This is a genomic window from Paraburkholderia sp. GAS206C (assembly GCF_050435645.1).
Taxonomy (GTDB): Bacteria; Pseudomonadota; Gammaproteobacteria; order Burkholderiales; family Burkholderiaceae; genus Paraburkholderia; species Paraburkholderia phenazinium_B.
Genome location: NZ_JBNDKR010000015.1, coordinates 151,516 through 166,734 on the forward strand (window position 1 = coordinate 151,516; position 15,219 = coordinate 166,734).

Annotated in this window: 13 protein-coding genes; 4 read left to right on the top strand and 9 right to left on the bottom strand. The window is 62.9% G+C overall.

Annotated features, from left to right (window positions below; translation table 11 throughout):
* Positions 1 to 124: 124 nt before the first annotated feature.
* A complete protein-coding gene (locus tag P3T20_RS34190) occupies positions 125 to 1,051 on the bottom strand; it encodes a hypothetical protein (RefSeq protein WP_429289190.1) in 927 nt (308 codons plus the stop codon).
* 949 nt (positions 1,052 to 2,000) lie between these two features.
* Here P3T20_RS34190 and P3T20_RS34195 point away from each other — a divergent pair.
* Together P3T20_RS34195 and P3T20_RS34200 are read left to right on the top strand one after the other, a co-directional pair.
* Positions 2,001 to 2,486 (top strand): helix-turn-helix domain-containing protein, encoded by a 486-nt coding sequence (locus P3T20_RS34195; RefSeq protein WP_217272830.1) that lies wholly within the window; start codon positions 2,001 to 2,003, stop codon positions 2,484 to 2,486.
* Positions 2,387 to 2,830 carry a TetR family transcriptional regulator C-terminal domain-containing protein gene (locus P3T20_RS34200; RefSeq protein ID WP_429289191.1) on the top strand — a complete coding sequence of 148 codons (444 nt, stop codon included), beginning with the start codon at positions 2,387 to 2,389 and terminating at the stop codon, positions 2,828 to 2,830. The genes P3T20_RS34195 and P3T20_RS34200 overlap by 100 nt, the downstream gene beginning before the upstream one ends.
* A gap of 890 nt (positions 2,831 to 3,720) precedes the next feature.
* Here P3T20_RS34200 and P3T20_RS34205 read toward each other — a convergent pair.
* Both P3T20_RS34205 and P3T20_RS34210 read right to left on the bottom strand, forming a co-directional pair.
* Positions 3,721 to 4,797, bottom strand: a complete 1,077-nt coding sequence (locus P3T20_RS34205) for a porin (protein WP_074266755.1) — start codon at positions 4,795 to 4,797, stop codon at positions 3,721 to 3,723.
* A 91-nt stretch (positions 4,798 to 4,888) separates the two neighbouring features.
* Positions 4,889 to 6,175: an MFS transporter gene (locus P3T20_RS34210; RefSeq protein WP_074266756.1), complete on the bottom strand. Its 1,287-nt coding sequence runs from the start codon at positions 6,173 to 6,175 to the stop codon at positions 4,889 to 4,891.
* A gap of 180 nt (positions 6,176 to 6,355) precedes the next feature.
* On the opposite strand from P3T20_RS34210, the gene P3T20_RS34215 reads away from it, so the two are divergent.
* Complete coding sequence (locus P3T20_RS34215) at positions 6,356 to 6,829, top strand: MarR family winged helix-turn-helix transcriptional regulator (protein ID WP_074266757.1); 474 nt, start codon at positions 6,356 to 6,358, stop codon at positions 6,827 to 6,829.
* 48 nt (positions 6,830 to 6,877) lie between these two features.
* Here P3T20_RS34215 and P3T20_RS34220 read toward each other — a convergent pair whose 3' ends face one another.
* The 6 genes from P3T20_RS34220 to P3T20_RS34245 all read right to left on the bottom strand — a co-directional run bounded on the left by P3T20_RS34220 (position 6,878) and on the right by P3T20_RS34245 (position 14,436).
* Positions 6,878 to 9,043: an acetate--CoA ligase family protein gene (locus tag P3T20_RS34220; protein ID WP_074266758.1), complete on the bottom strand. Its 2,166-nt coding sequence runs from the start codon at positions 9,041 to 9,043 to the stop codon at positions 6,878 to 6,880.
* A gap of 18 nt (positions 9,044 to 9,061) precedes the next feature.
* Positions 9,062 to 9,898 carry a p-hydroxycinnamoyl CoA hydratase/lyase gene (locus P3T20_RS34225; protein ID WP_090682947.1) on the bottom strand — a complete coding sequence of 279 codons (837 nt, stop codon included), beginning with the start codon at positions 9,896 to 9,898 and terminating at the stop codon, positions 9,062 to 9,064.
* Between the two features lie 76 nt (positions 9,899 to 9,974).
* The gene (locus P3T20_RS34230; protein ID WP_429289192.1) at positions 9,975 to 11,447 is read right to left on the bottom strand and encodes a benzaldehyde dehydrogenase; all 1,473 of its coding nucleotides are present in this window, start codon (positions 11,445 to 11,447) and stop codon (positions 9,975 to 9,977) included.
* A 36-nt stretch (positions 11,448 to 11,483) separates the two neighbouring features.
* Positions 11,484 to 12,251 (bottom strand): coniferyl-alcohol dehydrogenase, encoded by a 768-nt coding sequence (locus P3T20_RS34235; protein WP_074266760.1) that lies wholly within the window; start codon positions 12,249 to 12,251, stop codon positions 11,484 to 11,486.
* A gap of 119 nt (positions 12,252 to 12,370) precedes the next feature.
* A complete protein-coding gene (locus P3T20_RS34240) occupies positions 12,371 to 13,342 on the bottom strand; it encodes a PDR/VanB family oxidoreductase (RefSeq protein WP_074266761.1) in 972 nt (323 codons plus the stop codon).
* The gene (locus P3T20_RS34245) at positions 13,339 to 14,436 is read right to left on the bottom strand and encodes an aromatic ring-hydroxylating oxygenase subunit alpha (RefSeq protein WP_074266762.1); all 1,098 of its coding nucleotides are present in this window, start codon (positions 14,434 to 14,436) and stop codon (positions 13,339 to 13,341) included. Before P3T20_RS34245 ends, P3T20_RS34240 begins: the two co-directional genes overlap by 4 nt.
* Positions 14,437 to 14,640: 204 nt before the next feature.
* Here P3T20_RS34245 and P3T20_RS34250 point away from each other — a divergent pair, with 204 nt between their 5' ends.
* The gene (locus P3T20_RS34250; RefSeq protein ID WP_074266763.1) at positions 14,641 to 15,117 is read left to right on the top strand and encodes a MarR family winged helix-turn-helix transcriptional regulator; all 477 of its coding nucleotides are present in this window, start codon (positions 14,641 to 14,643) and stop codon (positions 15,115 to 15,117) included.
* Positions 15,118 to 15,219: the final 102 nt, after the last annotated feature.

The window sequence follows — 15,219 nt, forward strand, 5'->3', positions numbered from 1 at the left end:
ATTGAAATCGAACATCGCCGCTTGGCATCAAAAAATGACCCGGACCGCTTTGGCGTTTCCGGATTTTTTATCGGTCCAAGTACCCTCGAGGTGCCCGACTCGACTTCGAGTCGGGAAAATGAGGTTAGCCAGCGAAGCCAGCTCGCTGAAGAGCCTGGTTGACACTCAGCAACAGGGCCGCCTTGACCTGCGCGATGCTCGTCGGGTTTTTATCCTCCGCGATACCGTTACTGTAAACATCCGCGTACCAATCGCCATCCAGGAACTCGCCAACGTTGATGTCGCGCATGTAACCCTTTTCGATCACCACGTTGCGCTTCGGTAATACTGGCAACGCAAACACCAGAGGCGAACCACCGAGGAACTTCTGGATCGCCGGTCCGATTGTGATGCGAACGCGCCAGGCACCGTATTGATAGCGGTGCGGCTGGAAAATCGAGCAGCGTACGCGCGATGTCAGCGCCGGCAGGATCGCTCGCGCGAGAGCCGCTTTAACTGAACGCAGGCAGCGCGAATCGTCCCCCTGGTGCTCGAGCGAATACACATACAGGCCGCCAGACCACCGACCGTCAACAACCTTGGTATTGAGAAGCCCTTGACCCTCTTTCTTGCGGGTCACCGCGTATTCACTTGCAACGCGCAACGACCAGTCGCAATCAAGGCGATAAAGCTCAGTACCGTCCGGCTTGAAAAATTCCGGTATCAGGAACTCCGGCGAAGATTCAAGCACCTCAGGCGAGACGCCCGAAATCTCGACCGTCACGTCGTATGCAATGTCCAGGTAGCGGCCCGGGTTTTGTCGTGCCGGCGGACGCTTGACGATCTTCACGTCGATACGAGCGCCTTCCAGCATGACGGTCACCGACTCGGCAGTGCGGTCATCCGCGAGTTCGGTCATACGCGCGGCGAAAGCGGCGTGGTCAAGCAGCTCGGCACCCGGCTCGTTCAACAGCTTCCGCGGGTGATGGCCATCGAGTGCGGCAATCAGCGCGGCATGCGTTTTGACGCCGAAGCCACGGGCGAAAGCCTCATTGAGTTGCGAATCGCGCACACGAAAAAGCTCGCTGGTCGCGGCAACGATATCACTCTTCAGGGACTGGAAATGGACGCGACTAAACGAAGATGGTTGCATATTGCACCTCTTAAAAAGTGAGAAAAATAGCTGCTTCTGTCCTGGTTGCCGGGCATTTACACCAGAACCTCACTTCGAGGCCTGACGCTGCTTGTGTTGCGGATTACTGCGCTCTTCAAGTTTTGGCACTTCAGCCGAGCTGGGCTGTGGCGGTTAGCCAAGTTGGCAATCTAATCGAAAATTTCACGCCTGACAAGCCCCTGTCGACAGCCCCTGTCGAACGACGGCAAGACACTGGAAGCTGTGTGCGGGTAGTCGCTGATTTGCGACCGTTTGCGGCGGCGCCGGACGCGTGTCCGCCCAGGCACTCGTGACTAACGAGTAGCGATGAGCTCGTGACCGGCGTCGAGCAGTCGGGACTTTACTTCCGGCCAACATGCCCTCCTGGTCACATCGTGGCCGTCTGTGCCGTCAACGCGAATGCTCCGTCCGCTAGTGGTCGATAGGCAAAGAGCATCCAGCCACTCCAATCAAGCAACGTCCCCGGCTTCAGGGCCAACGGAAACGTGCAACTCTCCAGCAAACTTCGCGCGCACGATGACGCCTACGCGAAAATAGGCAACAAGATCTTCAAGCGACGCTCTCACGACGGCTTCGCGACCTTAATCAAGCAGCGCCGCTTTTTTAGATCGGGCCAACTTGCACGCTCGGTAACGTCGCACCCTGCGTAGGCGAGTTCACGCGAGCCGCGTCTGCGTTCGATCGGTTGCTCACACGGATCGAAGAATCGATGGTGGCTGTCCGCCAATCCACCGAGTCTGTCGTCCGTGCCACCGGAGAGATCGTGGCCAGTATCCTGGACTTATTCTCTCGCACGGAGCAGCAAGCTGCATCGCTTGAGCAGACCCGCCTGTAGCAACTGACCCTTATGTCCGTAGAACGTAGGACGGACATCGAGGGGAACTCGCATCTCCCTCCGGCCGTACGTGAACCTGAACCCGTCGCCTCCTCACAATGCCGCCTGGGTTCCGTCTTCGCCGGCAATGTTCGGCGAAGACACATTGAACTGGGCTTCTCCCAAGAGGCGCTTGCAGAGCGGGCCAGCGTGCATCGTACTTACGTCCGGATGTTGGAGCGGGGCGAGAAGAACGTGACGATCTACAACATCGAACGTATTGCTGATGCTCTTGAGGCGGAGCCTGCTTCGCTGTTACATCGGTGCAGGGAAGCCCGGAAGCGATACGGTCCGAGGAGCATCTTCATCTCGCTGTTACGTCCAGTTATATCGTCTTCGGGGATAAGCGGACGTTATTCTTGCGTGTCCTTCGGTCGTACGCAGAGACGAAAGGCGCTCTCGCTGCGAAGGCGCTCTTCTCGCCGCCGACTCTTCGCGACTCGCTCGCCGGCTTCCTGAGGAACGCTGTAGAAACTGCGACCGAGGAAGGATCAGCCCCGGGGTGTCTTCTGGTGTGCGTTGCGCCGCTCGTGGACGATGCTGAGGTCCGGCAGTTCGTGTTGGACGCCGTAGCTGCCGCTGCGGCGCTTGTGGAACGCCGTTTCTGCGACGCGATCAGCGCGGGAGAAGTCCGGTCTGACTTTCCCGTAGCCGCGCGCGCGAGCCAGGTCCTCGACCTTGGCCGCGGTCTGACGATGCGTGCACAGATGGGCACGTCGCGTAAGACGCTCCTCAAAGACACTGAGGAAGCGGCCGACTTGGTGCTACTACCGCGGCGTGGAACTGCGACGCCAGAAAGTTGACGCCGGCGTTAAAGGGCGTTGCGGGGCAGTAGGCTTTGATAGTTGCCGATCCGCGCGCCCTCAAACCCGATCAATCGTTTCCCGTTTGGGATAGGAGGGATCACCTTGATTTCAAAGTCGAAGCCCGAGAGCCAGTTGACCCCAAGCGCGCTCCCTCTCGGGTGGCGATTCGCGGCAGCATGAGTTGCCCATGCTCTCGAAATCGTCGCGCGCAATCTCGGCAACTGGAAACCCCGCGGCATCGAACGGCTTGTCTGTGAGACCTCCGAATCTGACCTCAAGATGCTCCTGGTCGTACTGCAGAACGACTCCCGCGTCGCATCAGTGTGCTTTTTTGCGGTGACCTGAACTTTTGGGCAACCTTTGCATCACGCCCGACCATTACGAAGTGCTCCATGTTTGACGCTTCGGCGCCAACAAGTTTGCGCGATATCTATGGAGCCAACGTCGATATCGACGGCGGCACCCGCTGGGATGCGCCGATTTTGCAACATCTCGCGGAGACGAGAAATCGGTGTTCTGCCGGTGCTGTCGAACAGCACCGGCAGAGGTGTAGAACTTCACCCATCGGCCAGCCACCCACGTGAGGGTACATGGTCGCGGCTTACGGAGAGCTCACGCCTTCTTGGGGCAGAAAGAGACACGGCGGGACCGGTCCAGCAGGCCCATCCGCCTGCACCTCGCGAACAGTGCGTATAGCCAACGGTTCTCGGCCGAGCGTCACGCCGATCTGCCGGTACGTGTCACATCGTTGCTTGATCGGCAACGATTCGAGCGCGGGCGCCCTACTCGCAGCGATGGAAGCGAGCCGCTCGCGCACGTCGGGCGCGAGCGAATGAAGCAACCTGCAGACGTTTTCTCTGGCAACGCCCCGATGGAATTGCCAGCTCTCAGAAACGCGTCTGGACGCCAATGCGCCCAATGAACTGCGACGCGCTGCTCGATGTCACCATCACGTCATTGATCTGCGCCGCCGCACCCTGGTTTGCGCGCTGATAGAGGGCTGCCACGTAGACGCCGGTACGCTTCGACAACTGGTAGTTCACCGTCGCGGTGAGCTGGTGCGCGTGGTTGTCGTCGACCACCTCGTTGCCCTTCATGTACATGTACGCGCCGCTCAGCGACCACTCCGGCGCGATCTGCCACATGCCGCCCAGTTCGGCCTGCCAGACCTGGCCGCCGTTCAGCTCGTTACGCACTGCCGTATAGAGCGCGGTGGCAGTAACGGAGCCGATCCGGTAGTGCGCGCCGACACCCCAGTTGCGCACGCTGTCCTGTGCACCCGAGACCGCCGTCTTCACCTGCGTGTACGCAGCGTTCGCGCCGAATGCGCCGTGCGTGTAGTTGATCCCCGCGCTCACGCCGCTGTTCGAACCGAACGAACCTGCGACGCCGCCGAAGCCATACATCGCACCCGCGGAGAAGCCGCCATAGCTCATGCTCTGATACTTCACCGAGTTGTTGACGCCGACGCCTGCCATGCGGTCCCAGTCGAATGCGCCCGTGGGATTGTCTGGCAACGCGAGCTTCGCGAACGGCCCATTGCGGAAGTCATAGATGCCCTGCGTATAGATCGCCGCGTCGTCCAGCCCGAAGAACAGCGAATCGGTCATGAAGTCATACTGGTTGCCGAAGGTGAGCCGGCCGTAGCGCTCGTCGTCGAGACCGACAAATGCCTCGCGGCTGAACAGGCTGCCGCCCGGCATGAACGATCCCGTGCCCATCTCGAACTGGTTTGTCAGCACCAAGATGGCATGCGTGCCGCCGCCCAGATCTTCCTTACCGGTGAACTTCAGCAGGTTCGGCACGGCAACGCCGTCGTCGAACTTCAGCACGTGGCCGCCGCCTTCGTTGCTGACATAGGACACGCCGGCATCGAGCAGGCCGCTGAGCGTAACGTTGCTTTGCGCGTACGCATGACACGCGAACAGCAGCGTAGCCGTCGCGCAAAGGGCTCTGGTTTTCATTGACTGTCTCCTGAATCGAATTGTTATGGTTCGCGACGAGGTGTCGCGGATTGCATGAATGCGTGGGTAGCGAGGGATACGCGGTGACGCGTCAGGCGATGTCTTTCGGCACGCCGAGCGTGGCGCCCGGAGCCACGTCGCTGCGTCTGCGTGGCGACGTTTCGACGAGGAACAGCGACACCACGGCGCCCACGACGAGGCCGCCAAGCGCAAAGGTCAGCGTGGACGGCAGGCCGAAATGTTGTGCGACGAATCCGGCGATCGCCGGTGCAAGTCCGCCGCCGAAGATTTCACCCGCGCCCGACACGAAGCCCACCGACGAAGCGACGAGTCCGATCGGCGCCGCTTCGGTCGCGATCGGGCCGCTTAGGAGACCGAGCAGGCCAAGCGCGAACACGGAGACGCCGAACAGCAGGATGAAGAGCGTTTGCGGATTGGCGCCGGTCTGTGCGAACAGATACAGCAGCACCGCCGCACACACGAACGCGATGATCGCCGCGTTGCGCCGACCGATGAAATCCGACACCCCGGCCACGCCAAACGAGCCGACGAAGCCACCGAAGCCGATCGCCGACACGACGAAGCCCATCTTCTGTGTGTCGAGATGCAGCACTTCGACGAGATAGGTCGGTACCATCGCGCTGACCACGAAGATGCCCGCCATCGCGCACAGGATCGCGAGCGTGGCGAGCCAGACATTGCGGCGTCTGAACAGCGTGGTCCAGCGGGGGCGGGCGGAACTGACCTGCGTGGGCATCAGTTCGTTGCGCGGCTGGTCCTTCAGCGTGCGAGCGATGAGGATCGCGACAATCAATCCCGGCACCGCGGAAATCGTGAAGACCCAGTGCCAGGACGGCACAACCCGCAGCAGTTGCGTCGCTAGGATCGGCGCGACGCCAAGACCCAGCAGCGAGAACATGCTGAGCTGCAGCCCCAGATTGAAGCCGCGCCGCGACGGCAGTGACGCCTCGCCAGTAGCCGCGACACTGGCCGGCGTGAACGCCCCTTCCGCAATGCCCATCACTGCGCGGATCAGCATCAGGCTAGCGAAGCCGCTTGCGAGACCCGACAGGCTCGAGAGCAATGAAAACGCGACCATCGTCGTGACCAGAATGCGCTTGCGACCGATGCGATCGGACACGGGCCCCATCGCGATCGCCCAGACGCCCCACGCGACACTCAGAATCCCAATGAGGCTACCCAGTTGCTGGAAGTTCAGATTGAGATCGCGCATCATGTGCGGAAACAGCGGCGCGACGATCCAGCGGTCCAGTCCGACCAGGCCGAAACCGAGGCCGAGCAAAACGAGTGTCTTTATTTCGTATACCGAATCATGTTTCTGACCCGTTTTCACATGTTCAGGTGAAGCAGAATGCATGAGGGTGTCTCCTGTCCAGGTTCTCGGAATTTGTTTATGTTCTATATTTGTTATAGATGATAAGTTGTTTATCAAAAAACGCAAGAATCCCGGGTTAGGGGAAAACGCTGAATTCGAGGTAGTCGCATGCTATGATCCATCGAGCCTGTTTTGCCATGTCCACACCCATGTTCCACGCCTATGTCGACCAAACCCACCGCCGATAACATCAACGACGATCTCGTCGGTCAGGTCGACCAGTCGGAACTGCTGGATCTTCTCGGTTACAACGTGCGGCGCGCATATCTGGTGATCCAGGCGCACTTCGACATGCAGATGGAAAAGCTCGAGGTGCGTCAGGCCGATTTCGCGGTGCTATCCACCCTGCGGCGCAATCCGGGCATCAATCAGAAGTCTCTTGCCGAGGCGCTTGCCATCGCGCCGCCCAACCTCGCCACGTTGCTCGACCGCCTCGAATCTGCCGGGCTGCTGGCGCGTCAACGCAGCACCGGCGACAAACGCATCCAGCTCGTCTCGCTCACGCCGCAAGGCACGAAGCTCCACACTCAGGCAGTGAAGGCCGCGCGCAAGGCCGACGAAGCGGCCGTGCACCGGCTGTCGAGCGATGAGCGGGATCAGTTGAGACTGCTGCTGTCGAAAATTTTCCAGGACTAGCGCGCGCCGGTGGGGAACGACACCGCGTTCCCCACCGGCACATCGCGTTCAGGTAGCGATCGGGTCTGCTGCGACCAGCATCAACGCATCGAGCGCCAGCACGCCCTGCCCACGCGGATAGACGACCACCGGATTCAGGTCGATCTCGCGAATATCCGCTGTCGTTTGCAGCAGGGCCCCCAGATGCACGACCACCTCCGCGAGCGCTTCGACATCCAGCGCGGGCGCACCGCGATAACCATGCAGCAGCGGCGCACTCTTCAGCTTGCCGATCTCGCGCACCACCGCCTCTCTGGTCAGATCGTGCGGCAACAGGCGAATGTCGCGCGTAACCTCGGCAGCGACGCCACCGAATCCGATCAGAATCACCGGCCCCCACTGCGGATCGTGGCGCGCCCCGACGATCATCTCCAGCCCACGCTCCCCCATCCGTTCGATCAACACGCCATCGAGCGCGACTCCGGGAGCGCGTTGCCGCACGTTGTCGTGAAGCTGCGCCCACGCCAGTCTGAGCGCATCGTCCCCGCTCGTGCCGAGGATCACGCCGCCTACGTCGCTCTTGTGGCTCAACGCGGCCGCCTGCACCTTGAGCGCGACCGGGTAGCCGAGCCGCCGCGCGATCGTCAGCGCGGTGTCGAGATCGGTGGCAAGCTCGCCGCGTGCGAACGGCACACCTAGCGGCGCAAGCAGTTGCTTGGCCCGGTATTCAGGCACGACGCCGTTGGGCAGCGCCATGCCGGGCGTGATGGGCTCAAAGACGGCCTGCGCGAAGTCGCGGGTTCCGAGTTCCGACAGACGGGCGACCGCGCGCAGCGCGCGCTCCGTGCTCGGGAAGTACGGAATGCCCACCTCGCGCATCTGCGCGATGTAGTCGGCAGGCACGAGCGCGCCTTCGTCCAGGCCGGCACAGATCACCAGTTTCTGCGGCCGCAGTTCGCGCACCGCGCGCAACACCGGCGGCATCTTGATAGCGCACGTCACCGAGTCGGTCTGGATGAGACCGATCACGATCGCCGAGAAGCGGTCGTCGTCGAATAGCGCAGACAGCGTACGGTAGTAAAGCTCAGGATCGACCAGCCCCTGCGCGGTCAGGTCGAGCGGATTGGCCACCGCCACGAACGCCGGCATCACGGAGCGGAGCGCGGGTGCATCGTCATCGTGAAGCGCGGGCAGCTCGAGATCGAGCTCCTCGCAGAGATCCAGACACAGCGCCTTGAATGCCCCAGACTCGCCAACGATCGCGGTGCCGCGCGCGGGCAGCTGCGCGCAGCGCAGCCCGATCTCCGCGATGTCGCCGAGTTCTTCCAGCGTGTGGGCGAGCACGATGCCCGCGCGTTCGACCTTCGTGCGCATCAACGCATGGTCGCCGGCCATGGCGCCGGTGTGCGTGGCCGCCGATTCGCGCGCGGCGGCGCTCCTGCCCGGATGCAGTAACACCAGCAGCTTGCCCGCCTCGCGTGCCCGACGCGCCGCCGCGAGCAGCCGGCCCGGTTGACGGAACTGCTCGGCGATCAGCGCGATGACGCGCGTGCCGGGATCATCGAGCAGGAATGCCAGATAATCTTCCAGGTGGCTAGCCGCCTCGTTTCCCGTCGACACTGCGTACGACAGCGGCAAATTGCGGCTTGCCAGCGTCGTGTTGAGCACTGCCATCATCGCGCCGCTCTGCGACAGAATACCAATCGCCGGATGCTCGCGGTTGCGCTGCGCCTGCGCGTCGCTCACTGTCGTTTCGATGAACGTCAGCGGCACGCGATCGAGATAGTTGATGCAGCCAAGGCAGTTGGGCCCTTCGACGAGCATGCCCGCTTGCGCAGCGATGCGCGCAATCTCGCGCTGCTGCGCGATGCCTTGCTGCCCTGCTTCGGCGAAACCCGCCGAAAAGATCACGACCGCCCCGACCTTGCGTGCCGCAAGCGCGCGCACGGCATCGAGCACTGCGGGTTGCGGAATTGCCAGCACGGCGACGTCAATGCCATCGGGCAACTGGTCAATCGAATTCACGCACGGCCGGCCGTCGATTTCGTCGCGCTTCGGATTGACGAGGTAGATGCGGCCCCGGTAGTCGTTGCGCTCGAGATTGGCCAGCACCGAAGCGCCGAGCGCGCCGGGCGTCGGCGAAGCACCGACGATGGCGATCGACTCGGGCCGCAGCAGACGTCCCACAGCCTGCGCGCTCACTGCGGAGCGCACGTCGGATTGACTCGGGTTCATGTCGGCGGGCTCCCGGGCTCAGGTACGCTGGCGTGTCAGATCGTACGTGCCAAGACCGGGCTTATAGGTCTTGTCGTCGAGGAATTGTCGCAGACCTTCCTTGCGGCCGTCGTCGTCGTAGCTGTTGGCCGCTTCCTGGGCACGCACGAGAAAGTCTTCCGCGTTGTCGTAGGTCATCTCGCGCACCCGGCGGACCGCGTCCTTGGTAGCCTTCAGCGCAACCGGATTCTTTTTCAGCAGCGCCTGCGCCACCTCGACGACGCGCGCACGCAATTGCGCGGCAGGCACGGCCTCGTTGACGAGCCCCCACTCCTCGGCCTTGCGACCATCGATACGCTCGCCGAGCATCGCGTGATACATCGCGCGACGAAACGACAGCAGCTCCGCTGCGACCTTCGACGCACCACCGCCCGGCAAGATGCCCCAGTTGATCTCCGACAGGCCGAAGTGCGCGTCCTCGGCGCAGAACGCGAGATCGCAGGCGAACAGCGGGCCATAGCCGCCGCCGAAACACCAGCCGTTGATCATCGCGATGGTGGGCTTCTGGTACCAGCGCAAACGCCGCCACCAGCCGTAGCTCTCACGCTGCGCCTTGCGCGTGCCTGCGAGACCATCGGCCTCCGTATCACGGAAGTATTCCTGCAGATCCATGCCGGCCGTCCACGCGGGCCCTTCTCCCGTCAGCACCAGCACACCCGCGTCTGGATGGAATTCCAGCTCGTCGAGCACTTCCATCATGCGACGGTTCAGCGCCGGGCTCATCGCGTTGCGCTTTTCCGGGCGATTGAATTTTACCCACGCGATGCCGTTCTCGATGCTGAAAACGACGGTCTGTTCTTCTGCCTGACTGCTCATTGCCGACACCTTGTTCGAAGAGAAATGATAGATCGGGGCGCCGGACTGCAATACCCTACAGACGCCCCGCTGCTGCCTAGAATGGATACTGCGGCACGGCGTCCTTCACCGTGACCCACTGCCAGTGGGTGTACTGCTCCCAGTCCGCGGGACCGCCCACGCTGGTGCTGTTGCCCGAGGCGCCCGTGCCGCCAAACGGGTTGATCACCTCGTCGGCCACGGTCTGGTCGTTGATATGCAGAAGGCCCGTGTGCAGACGCTCGCCCAGTGCCATCGCGCGTCCGACGGATGCCGAGATCACGCCGGCGGACAGGCCGTATTCGGTGTGGTTGGCGAGCTCCACGGCTTCATCGTCGGTATCGAACGGAATTACGCTGGCGACGGGCCCGAAGATTTCCTCATCGAATGCGCGCATGCCCGGCTTTACGTTGGACAGCACCGTGGGCGCGTAGAACAGTCCCTCGTGCGTCGCACCCGCCTCGACTACCGCGCCGGCCGCCACCGATGCGCCAACGATGTCGACCACATTCTGCAACTGCCGCTGGTCGATGATGGGCCCGAGCGCCACCTGTGCGACGGCTGGGTCGCCCACCGGCAGGTGACGCGCCTTGTCGGCGAGACGCCGCGTGAGTTCTGCAGCGATGCCGCGCTGCACCAGCACGCGGCCGGTCGCCATGCAGATCTGTCCCTGGTGGAACCACGCGCCGAATGCGATCGCGGAGACCGCGCGGTCGAGGTCGGCATCGTCGAGGACGATCAGAGAATTCTTGCCGCCCAGTTCCAGCGAGACCTTCTTCAGATGCCGGCCCGCCAGTTCGCCGATTTTGCGGCCGGCGGCCGTCGAACCGGTAAACGCGAGCATCGGCACGCCGGGTGCCTCGACCAGCGCCTGCCCGACGTCCGCGCCACCGGGCAGCACATGCAGCAGGCCCTTCGGCAGGCCCGCGGCCGCCAGCACTTCGGCAATCACGAAGCCGCCGGCATACGGCGTGCGCGGATCAGGCTTGATCACCACCGCGTTGCCGACAGCCAGCGCGGGCGCCACCGAGCGCAGAGACAGCACCAGTGGGAAGTTGAACGGCGAAATCACGCCGATCACGCCCAGCGGCAACTGGCGCGCGATGCTGAGCCTGCCAGGGACGCTCGGCAGCACGCGGCCGGTCGCTTCCAGCGGCATGGCCGCGGCACGCTGCAGCAGCACGATCGCTTCACGCACCTCATGCTCGCCCTTAGGGAGGATGGCGCCGGTCTCGCGCGCAATCAGCGCTGCTGCAGCCTGAGCGTGCTCCTGAAGCAGCGCTGCCGCGCGATGAAACACGGCAGCACGTTCGCGCGGTGGCGTGGCGGCCCACGCGCACTGTGCCGCGCGCGCCGCGCGCACCGCAGCCGTGACGTCCTCCTGCGTGGCCTTGCCGACCTGATGCAGCGGCCGACCGGAAGCCGGCTCGATGACGTCCAGCGTGCCCGGCACGCGGACCCAGTCGCCGTTGAAGATCGCGCCGCGCCATGTATCGGCGTTGGCAAGCGAGAGGCCTGACGGATTGCTCATGACGAATGTCTCCAGTTGGTGTTGAACCTGCTCTGTTCAGATAGCCGTGGCGGCCAGACCGCCGTCGACGGGCAGATTGACGCCGTTGATCCAGCGCGCGGCGTCGGAGGCCAGAAACACGATAGCTTCGGCGACTTCGTCGGCGTACGCGGGGCGTTTCATTCTGGCGGCATCGGCCTCCACGCGCTCGGGACCGAGCATCGTGACGAAATCGCCCAGAATCGGCGTAAAGACGGGACCCGGCGCGACGCTGTTGACGCGCACCGAATGCTTCGCGAACCAGTCCTGCGAACGGCGCGCGCTCCACACGATCAGCGCTTCCTTGAAATACTGGTAACAGGTGGCCTGGGGCACGGGATGCCCGGCGAGCCAGCGCGAGCCGGCATCGAAGCCGTCCGTCCCGGCCAGCTCCCGATGCAGGGCCAGCCGTTGCGGCCATTCGGCGCCGAGGATCGACGCGACGTTGATCACGTTGCCGCCCGGCGCGAGACGCGGCAGCAGCGCCTCGCACAGATGGCGCAGCCCCAGATAGTTCACGCGCGCGACGACGTCGACCGGCGCGGTGCCCGGCACTCCGGCGATATTCGCCAATGCGTCGATGCGAGCGGGCAGGCGTTCGACCAGCGCGTCGATCGCGTCCGGATCGCCCAGGTCCGCCTGGTGGAACGCATCGAGGGTCATGTTGACTGGCTGACGGTCCACGCCGATCACACGGGCGCCATGAAACCGCGCGAGGCGGGCGGTTTCCGCGCCGATTCCGGACGCAACGCCAGTGACGATCAGGGTCTTGCCATGCAGATTCATTGAGCTTGTCTCCTTGGTTCCGGTCGAGTGCCGTTTAATTGTTTTACACCATAATAGTTACATCGTATAACTATTTTTTCAAGCAAAATTTCAGCATGCGCGACTTGGCGCGGAAACGGCTAGAGATCGAGCACGAGGACGGGCGAGCGTGAACGCGAGCAGCACGGCAGGAAGTACTCGCCGGCGGCCTTCTCCTCGTCGGTCAGGTAGCTGTCCCGGTGATCGGGCTCGCCTGCCAGCACGCGCGTCACGCAGGTGCCACACACACCTTGTCCGCACGACGTCAGCACGTCCACGCCGTGTTGCGCGAGCGACTCGACGACCGTACACCCGGCTGGCACTTCGACCGACACGCCGCTGCTTGCGATGCGCACCGTAAAGCTGCTCTCTTCACGCGCATCTGCATTCGCAGCCACACTCGCGAAGAACTCATGATGCAGTCGATGATCGGCCCAGCCTTGCGACCGCGCTTCGGCCAGCACCGACTCCATGAAACCGCGTGGACCGCACACGTAGAGATGCGTGTGCGCGGTCGCCGCCGCGATCACCGCGGCGATATCGAACGCTTGATGCGCAGCCGCATCGTCGAAATGAATCTGCACGCGTTCTTGAAATGCGGAGGCCGCCAGCCGCTCGACGAACGCCGCCCGCTCGCGTGAACGCGCGCAATAGTGCATGTCGAATGGCGCATTCTGCGCGGCGAGATGCTCGGCCATCGCGAGGATCGGCGTCACGCCGATACCGCCCGCGAGCAGCAGATGGCGGGCTGCCTGCGCGTCCACCGGAAAATGGTTGCGCGGCGCGCCGATCCGGATCAAGTCACCCTGTCGCACCTGATCGTGCATCGCCATCGAACCGCCCCGTCCGTTCGCATCGCGCAGCACCGCAATTTCGTAGCAGTCGTTGCGAGCCGGATTGCCGCATAGCGAATACCGGCGAATGAGCCCACCTGGAAGATGCACGTCGACATGCGCGCCCGCGTCGAAGCCGGGTAGCGGCGCGCGATCCGGGCGACGCAGTTCGAAACCGCAGATGCCGTGCGCCTCATCCCACTTGCGCACCACTTCGACCGTCAACGTGGCGTCGTTCACGAAGCCTCCTTCGTCGACACGACCGGCTTGATCGGCACAACCGGCATGCCCTCGTGCGCTACCTGTTGCGATCGCTCTTCGGCCAGCAGACGGTCGATGATCTTGCGGGACAACACCCCGCCCGCATCGATATTGAGCTTCAGCAGCGAACGCTCCGGCCACGCCAGCAGGTTTTGCTGCTGACGCTCGAGCATCTGCAGATCCTCGGCAAAGATTTTTCCTTGACCTTCGCGGATTTGCGCGGTCAGGTCCACGTCGTCCGGCCGGAAATTGCGCGCCATGCCCCAGAAATACCAGATTGACGTTTCCGTCTCGGGCGTGATGAAATCGACGACGATCGAAGACGCCTTATGTTCCGCAGGTGCGTCGTACCCGCCATGCTCCGCGTGCGCGACACCCACTTCGATCATCACGTGACTGGGCGGCGTGAAGCGGCAGATCTGCCAGCGATCCACCGGCACATCGTCGGCGAGGCCATTGCCGCGCAGCGCCATCTGCCAGAACGGTGGCGCCGCGATGTTGTGCATGAAGCGGCTCGTCACGACCTCGTCGCCGCGGCTCGCGGTCTTCGGCGGCGCCTCGTCAATCTCCTTCTGGCCGATGCTGCTCGCGTGCACATAGGTTTCGTGTGTGAGATCCATCAGGTTGTCGATCATCAGCCGGTAGTCGCAGCCGATGTGATAAAGGCCGCCGCCGTAAGCCCAGCCAGGATCGCTCGCCCACGGCAGCGGGTGCAGCTGCGCGGGATCGGCCTGCGAAATATCGCCTGGCCACACCCAGACGAACCCGTCCCGTTCGAGTGCCGCATAGCGCCTGATCGACGGAAAGCCGCCCACTCTTTGTCCGGGCATTGCCGACGCCTTGCCGTCGCAGCCCATCTCCAGCCCGTGGTAGCCGCAGACCAGCTTGCCGTCGCGCACAAAGCCGAGCGAGAGCGGTGCGCCGCGATGCGGACAGAAGTCTTCGAGCGCGATCACCTCGCCCGCTTCGCCACGGTAAAACACCATTGATTCGCCGCAGATCCTGCGACCTAACGGCTTGCCATCGATCTCGTCCGGGGTGCACGCCACGTACCACGCATTCTTCAGAAACATCGCCTTTGTCTCCTCCTGATGTCGGAACGGTTCGATTCAAATAATGCGAACCGTACACAGCGATCCTAACATTCAGTACACTGAATGTGACTGAGTGTACTGAGCGTCCCGGAACCCGGCAAGGACGGCGGTATACTGGTTTTCCCTGAAAGGGCCGCTACGCCGCGCATGCGGCGCATCGAATCATTACCTGCTCGCCTCGCCATGAAAAAACGAAACACAGCTGACGCATCGCGTCCGCCCCTGCATCTTTATGAAGAGCCCGGCCACTTGATCCGGCGCGCTAATCAGATCGCGGTAGCGATGTTTTACGAAAAGCTCGGTCGCGATATCACGCCGGTGCAGTACGCGGTGCTGCGCATGCTCGCAGAGAATCCCGGGCTCGATCAGGTAACTCTCGCGCAGAAGGTCGCCCTCGACACGTCGACGACGGCCGACATTGCCGCGCGCCTGGAAAGCAAAGGTTGGATCGTCAGGGAAATGCTGCCGAGACGGCAGCGCAGCCTCGCATTGACGCCTGAGGGTACGACGCTGCTCGCCGAGTTGACGCCGCGGGTTCACGATCTACGCGATAGCCTGTTCGAAGGCATGGGTGAAGAAGATGCGCTTGATCTGATGCGGCTCCTGAGCAAATTCGTACATCTGAACAACGAGCAGAGCCGGGCACCGCTTAAAGCGTAGGGCTAAATGTTGATTTGCATGGAATCCTGACCCGCGATTTGCACTGAATTCTGACCCACCCGTTGGACCAGCTTTGCGGGTTATACGGTGGGTGTCTGGGTC

Coding starts and splice junctions, on each gene's coding strand:
- P3T20_RS34195 (WP_217272830.1), top strand. CDS start 2,001: ATGTCCGTAGAACGTAGGACGGACATCGAGGGGAACTCGCATCTCCCT.
- P3T20_RS34205 (WP_074266755.1), bottom strand. CDS start 4,797: ATGAAAACCAGAGCCCTTTGCGCGACGGCTACGCTGCTGTTCGCGTGT.
- P3T20_RS34210 (WP_074266756.1), bottom strand. CDS start 6,175: ATGCATTCTGCTTCACCTGAACATGTGAAAACGGGTCAGAAACATGAT.
- P3T20_RS34215 (WP_074266757.1), top strand. CDS start 6,356: ATGTCGACCAAACCCACCGCCGATAACATCAACGACGATCTCGTCGGT.
- P3T20_RS34220 (WP_074266758.1), bottom strand. CDS start 9,043: ATGAACCCGAGTCAATCCGACGTGCGCTCCGCAGTGAGCGCGCAGGCT.
- P3T20_RS34225 (WP_090682947.1), bottom strand. CDS start 9,898: ATGAGCAGTCAGGCAGAAGAACAGACCGTCGTTTTCAGCATCGAGAAC.
- P3T20_RS34230 (WP_429289192.1), bottom strand. CDS start 11,447: ATGAGCAATCCGTCAGGCCTCTCGCTTGCCAACGCCGATACATGGCGC.
- P3T20_RS34235 (WP_074266760.1), bottom strand. CDS start 12,251: ATGAATCTGCATGGCAAGACCCTGATCGTCACTGGCGTTGCGTCCGGA.
- P3T20_RS34245 (WP_074266762.1), bottom strand. CDS start 14,436: ATGTTTCTGAAGAATGCGTGGTACGTGGCGTGCACCCCGGACGAGATC.
- P3T20_RS34250 (WP_074266763.1), top strand. CDS start 14,641: ATGAAAAAACGAAACACAGCTGACGCATCGCGTCCGCCCCTGCATCTT.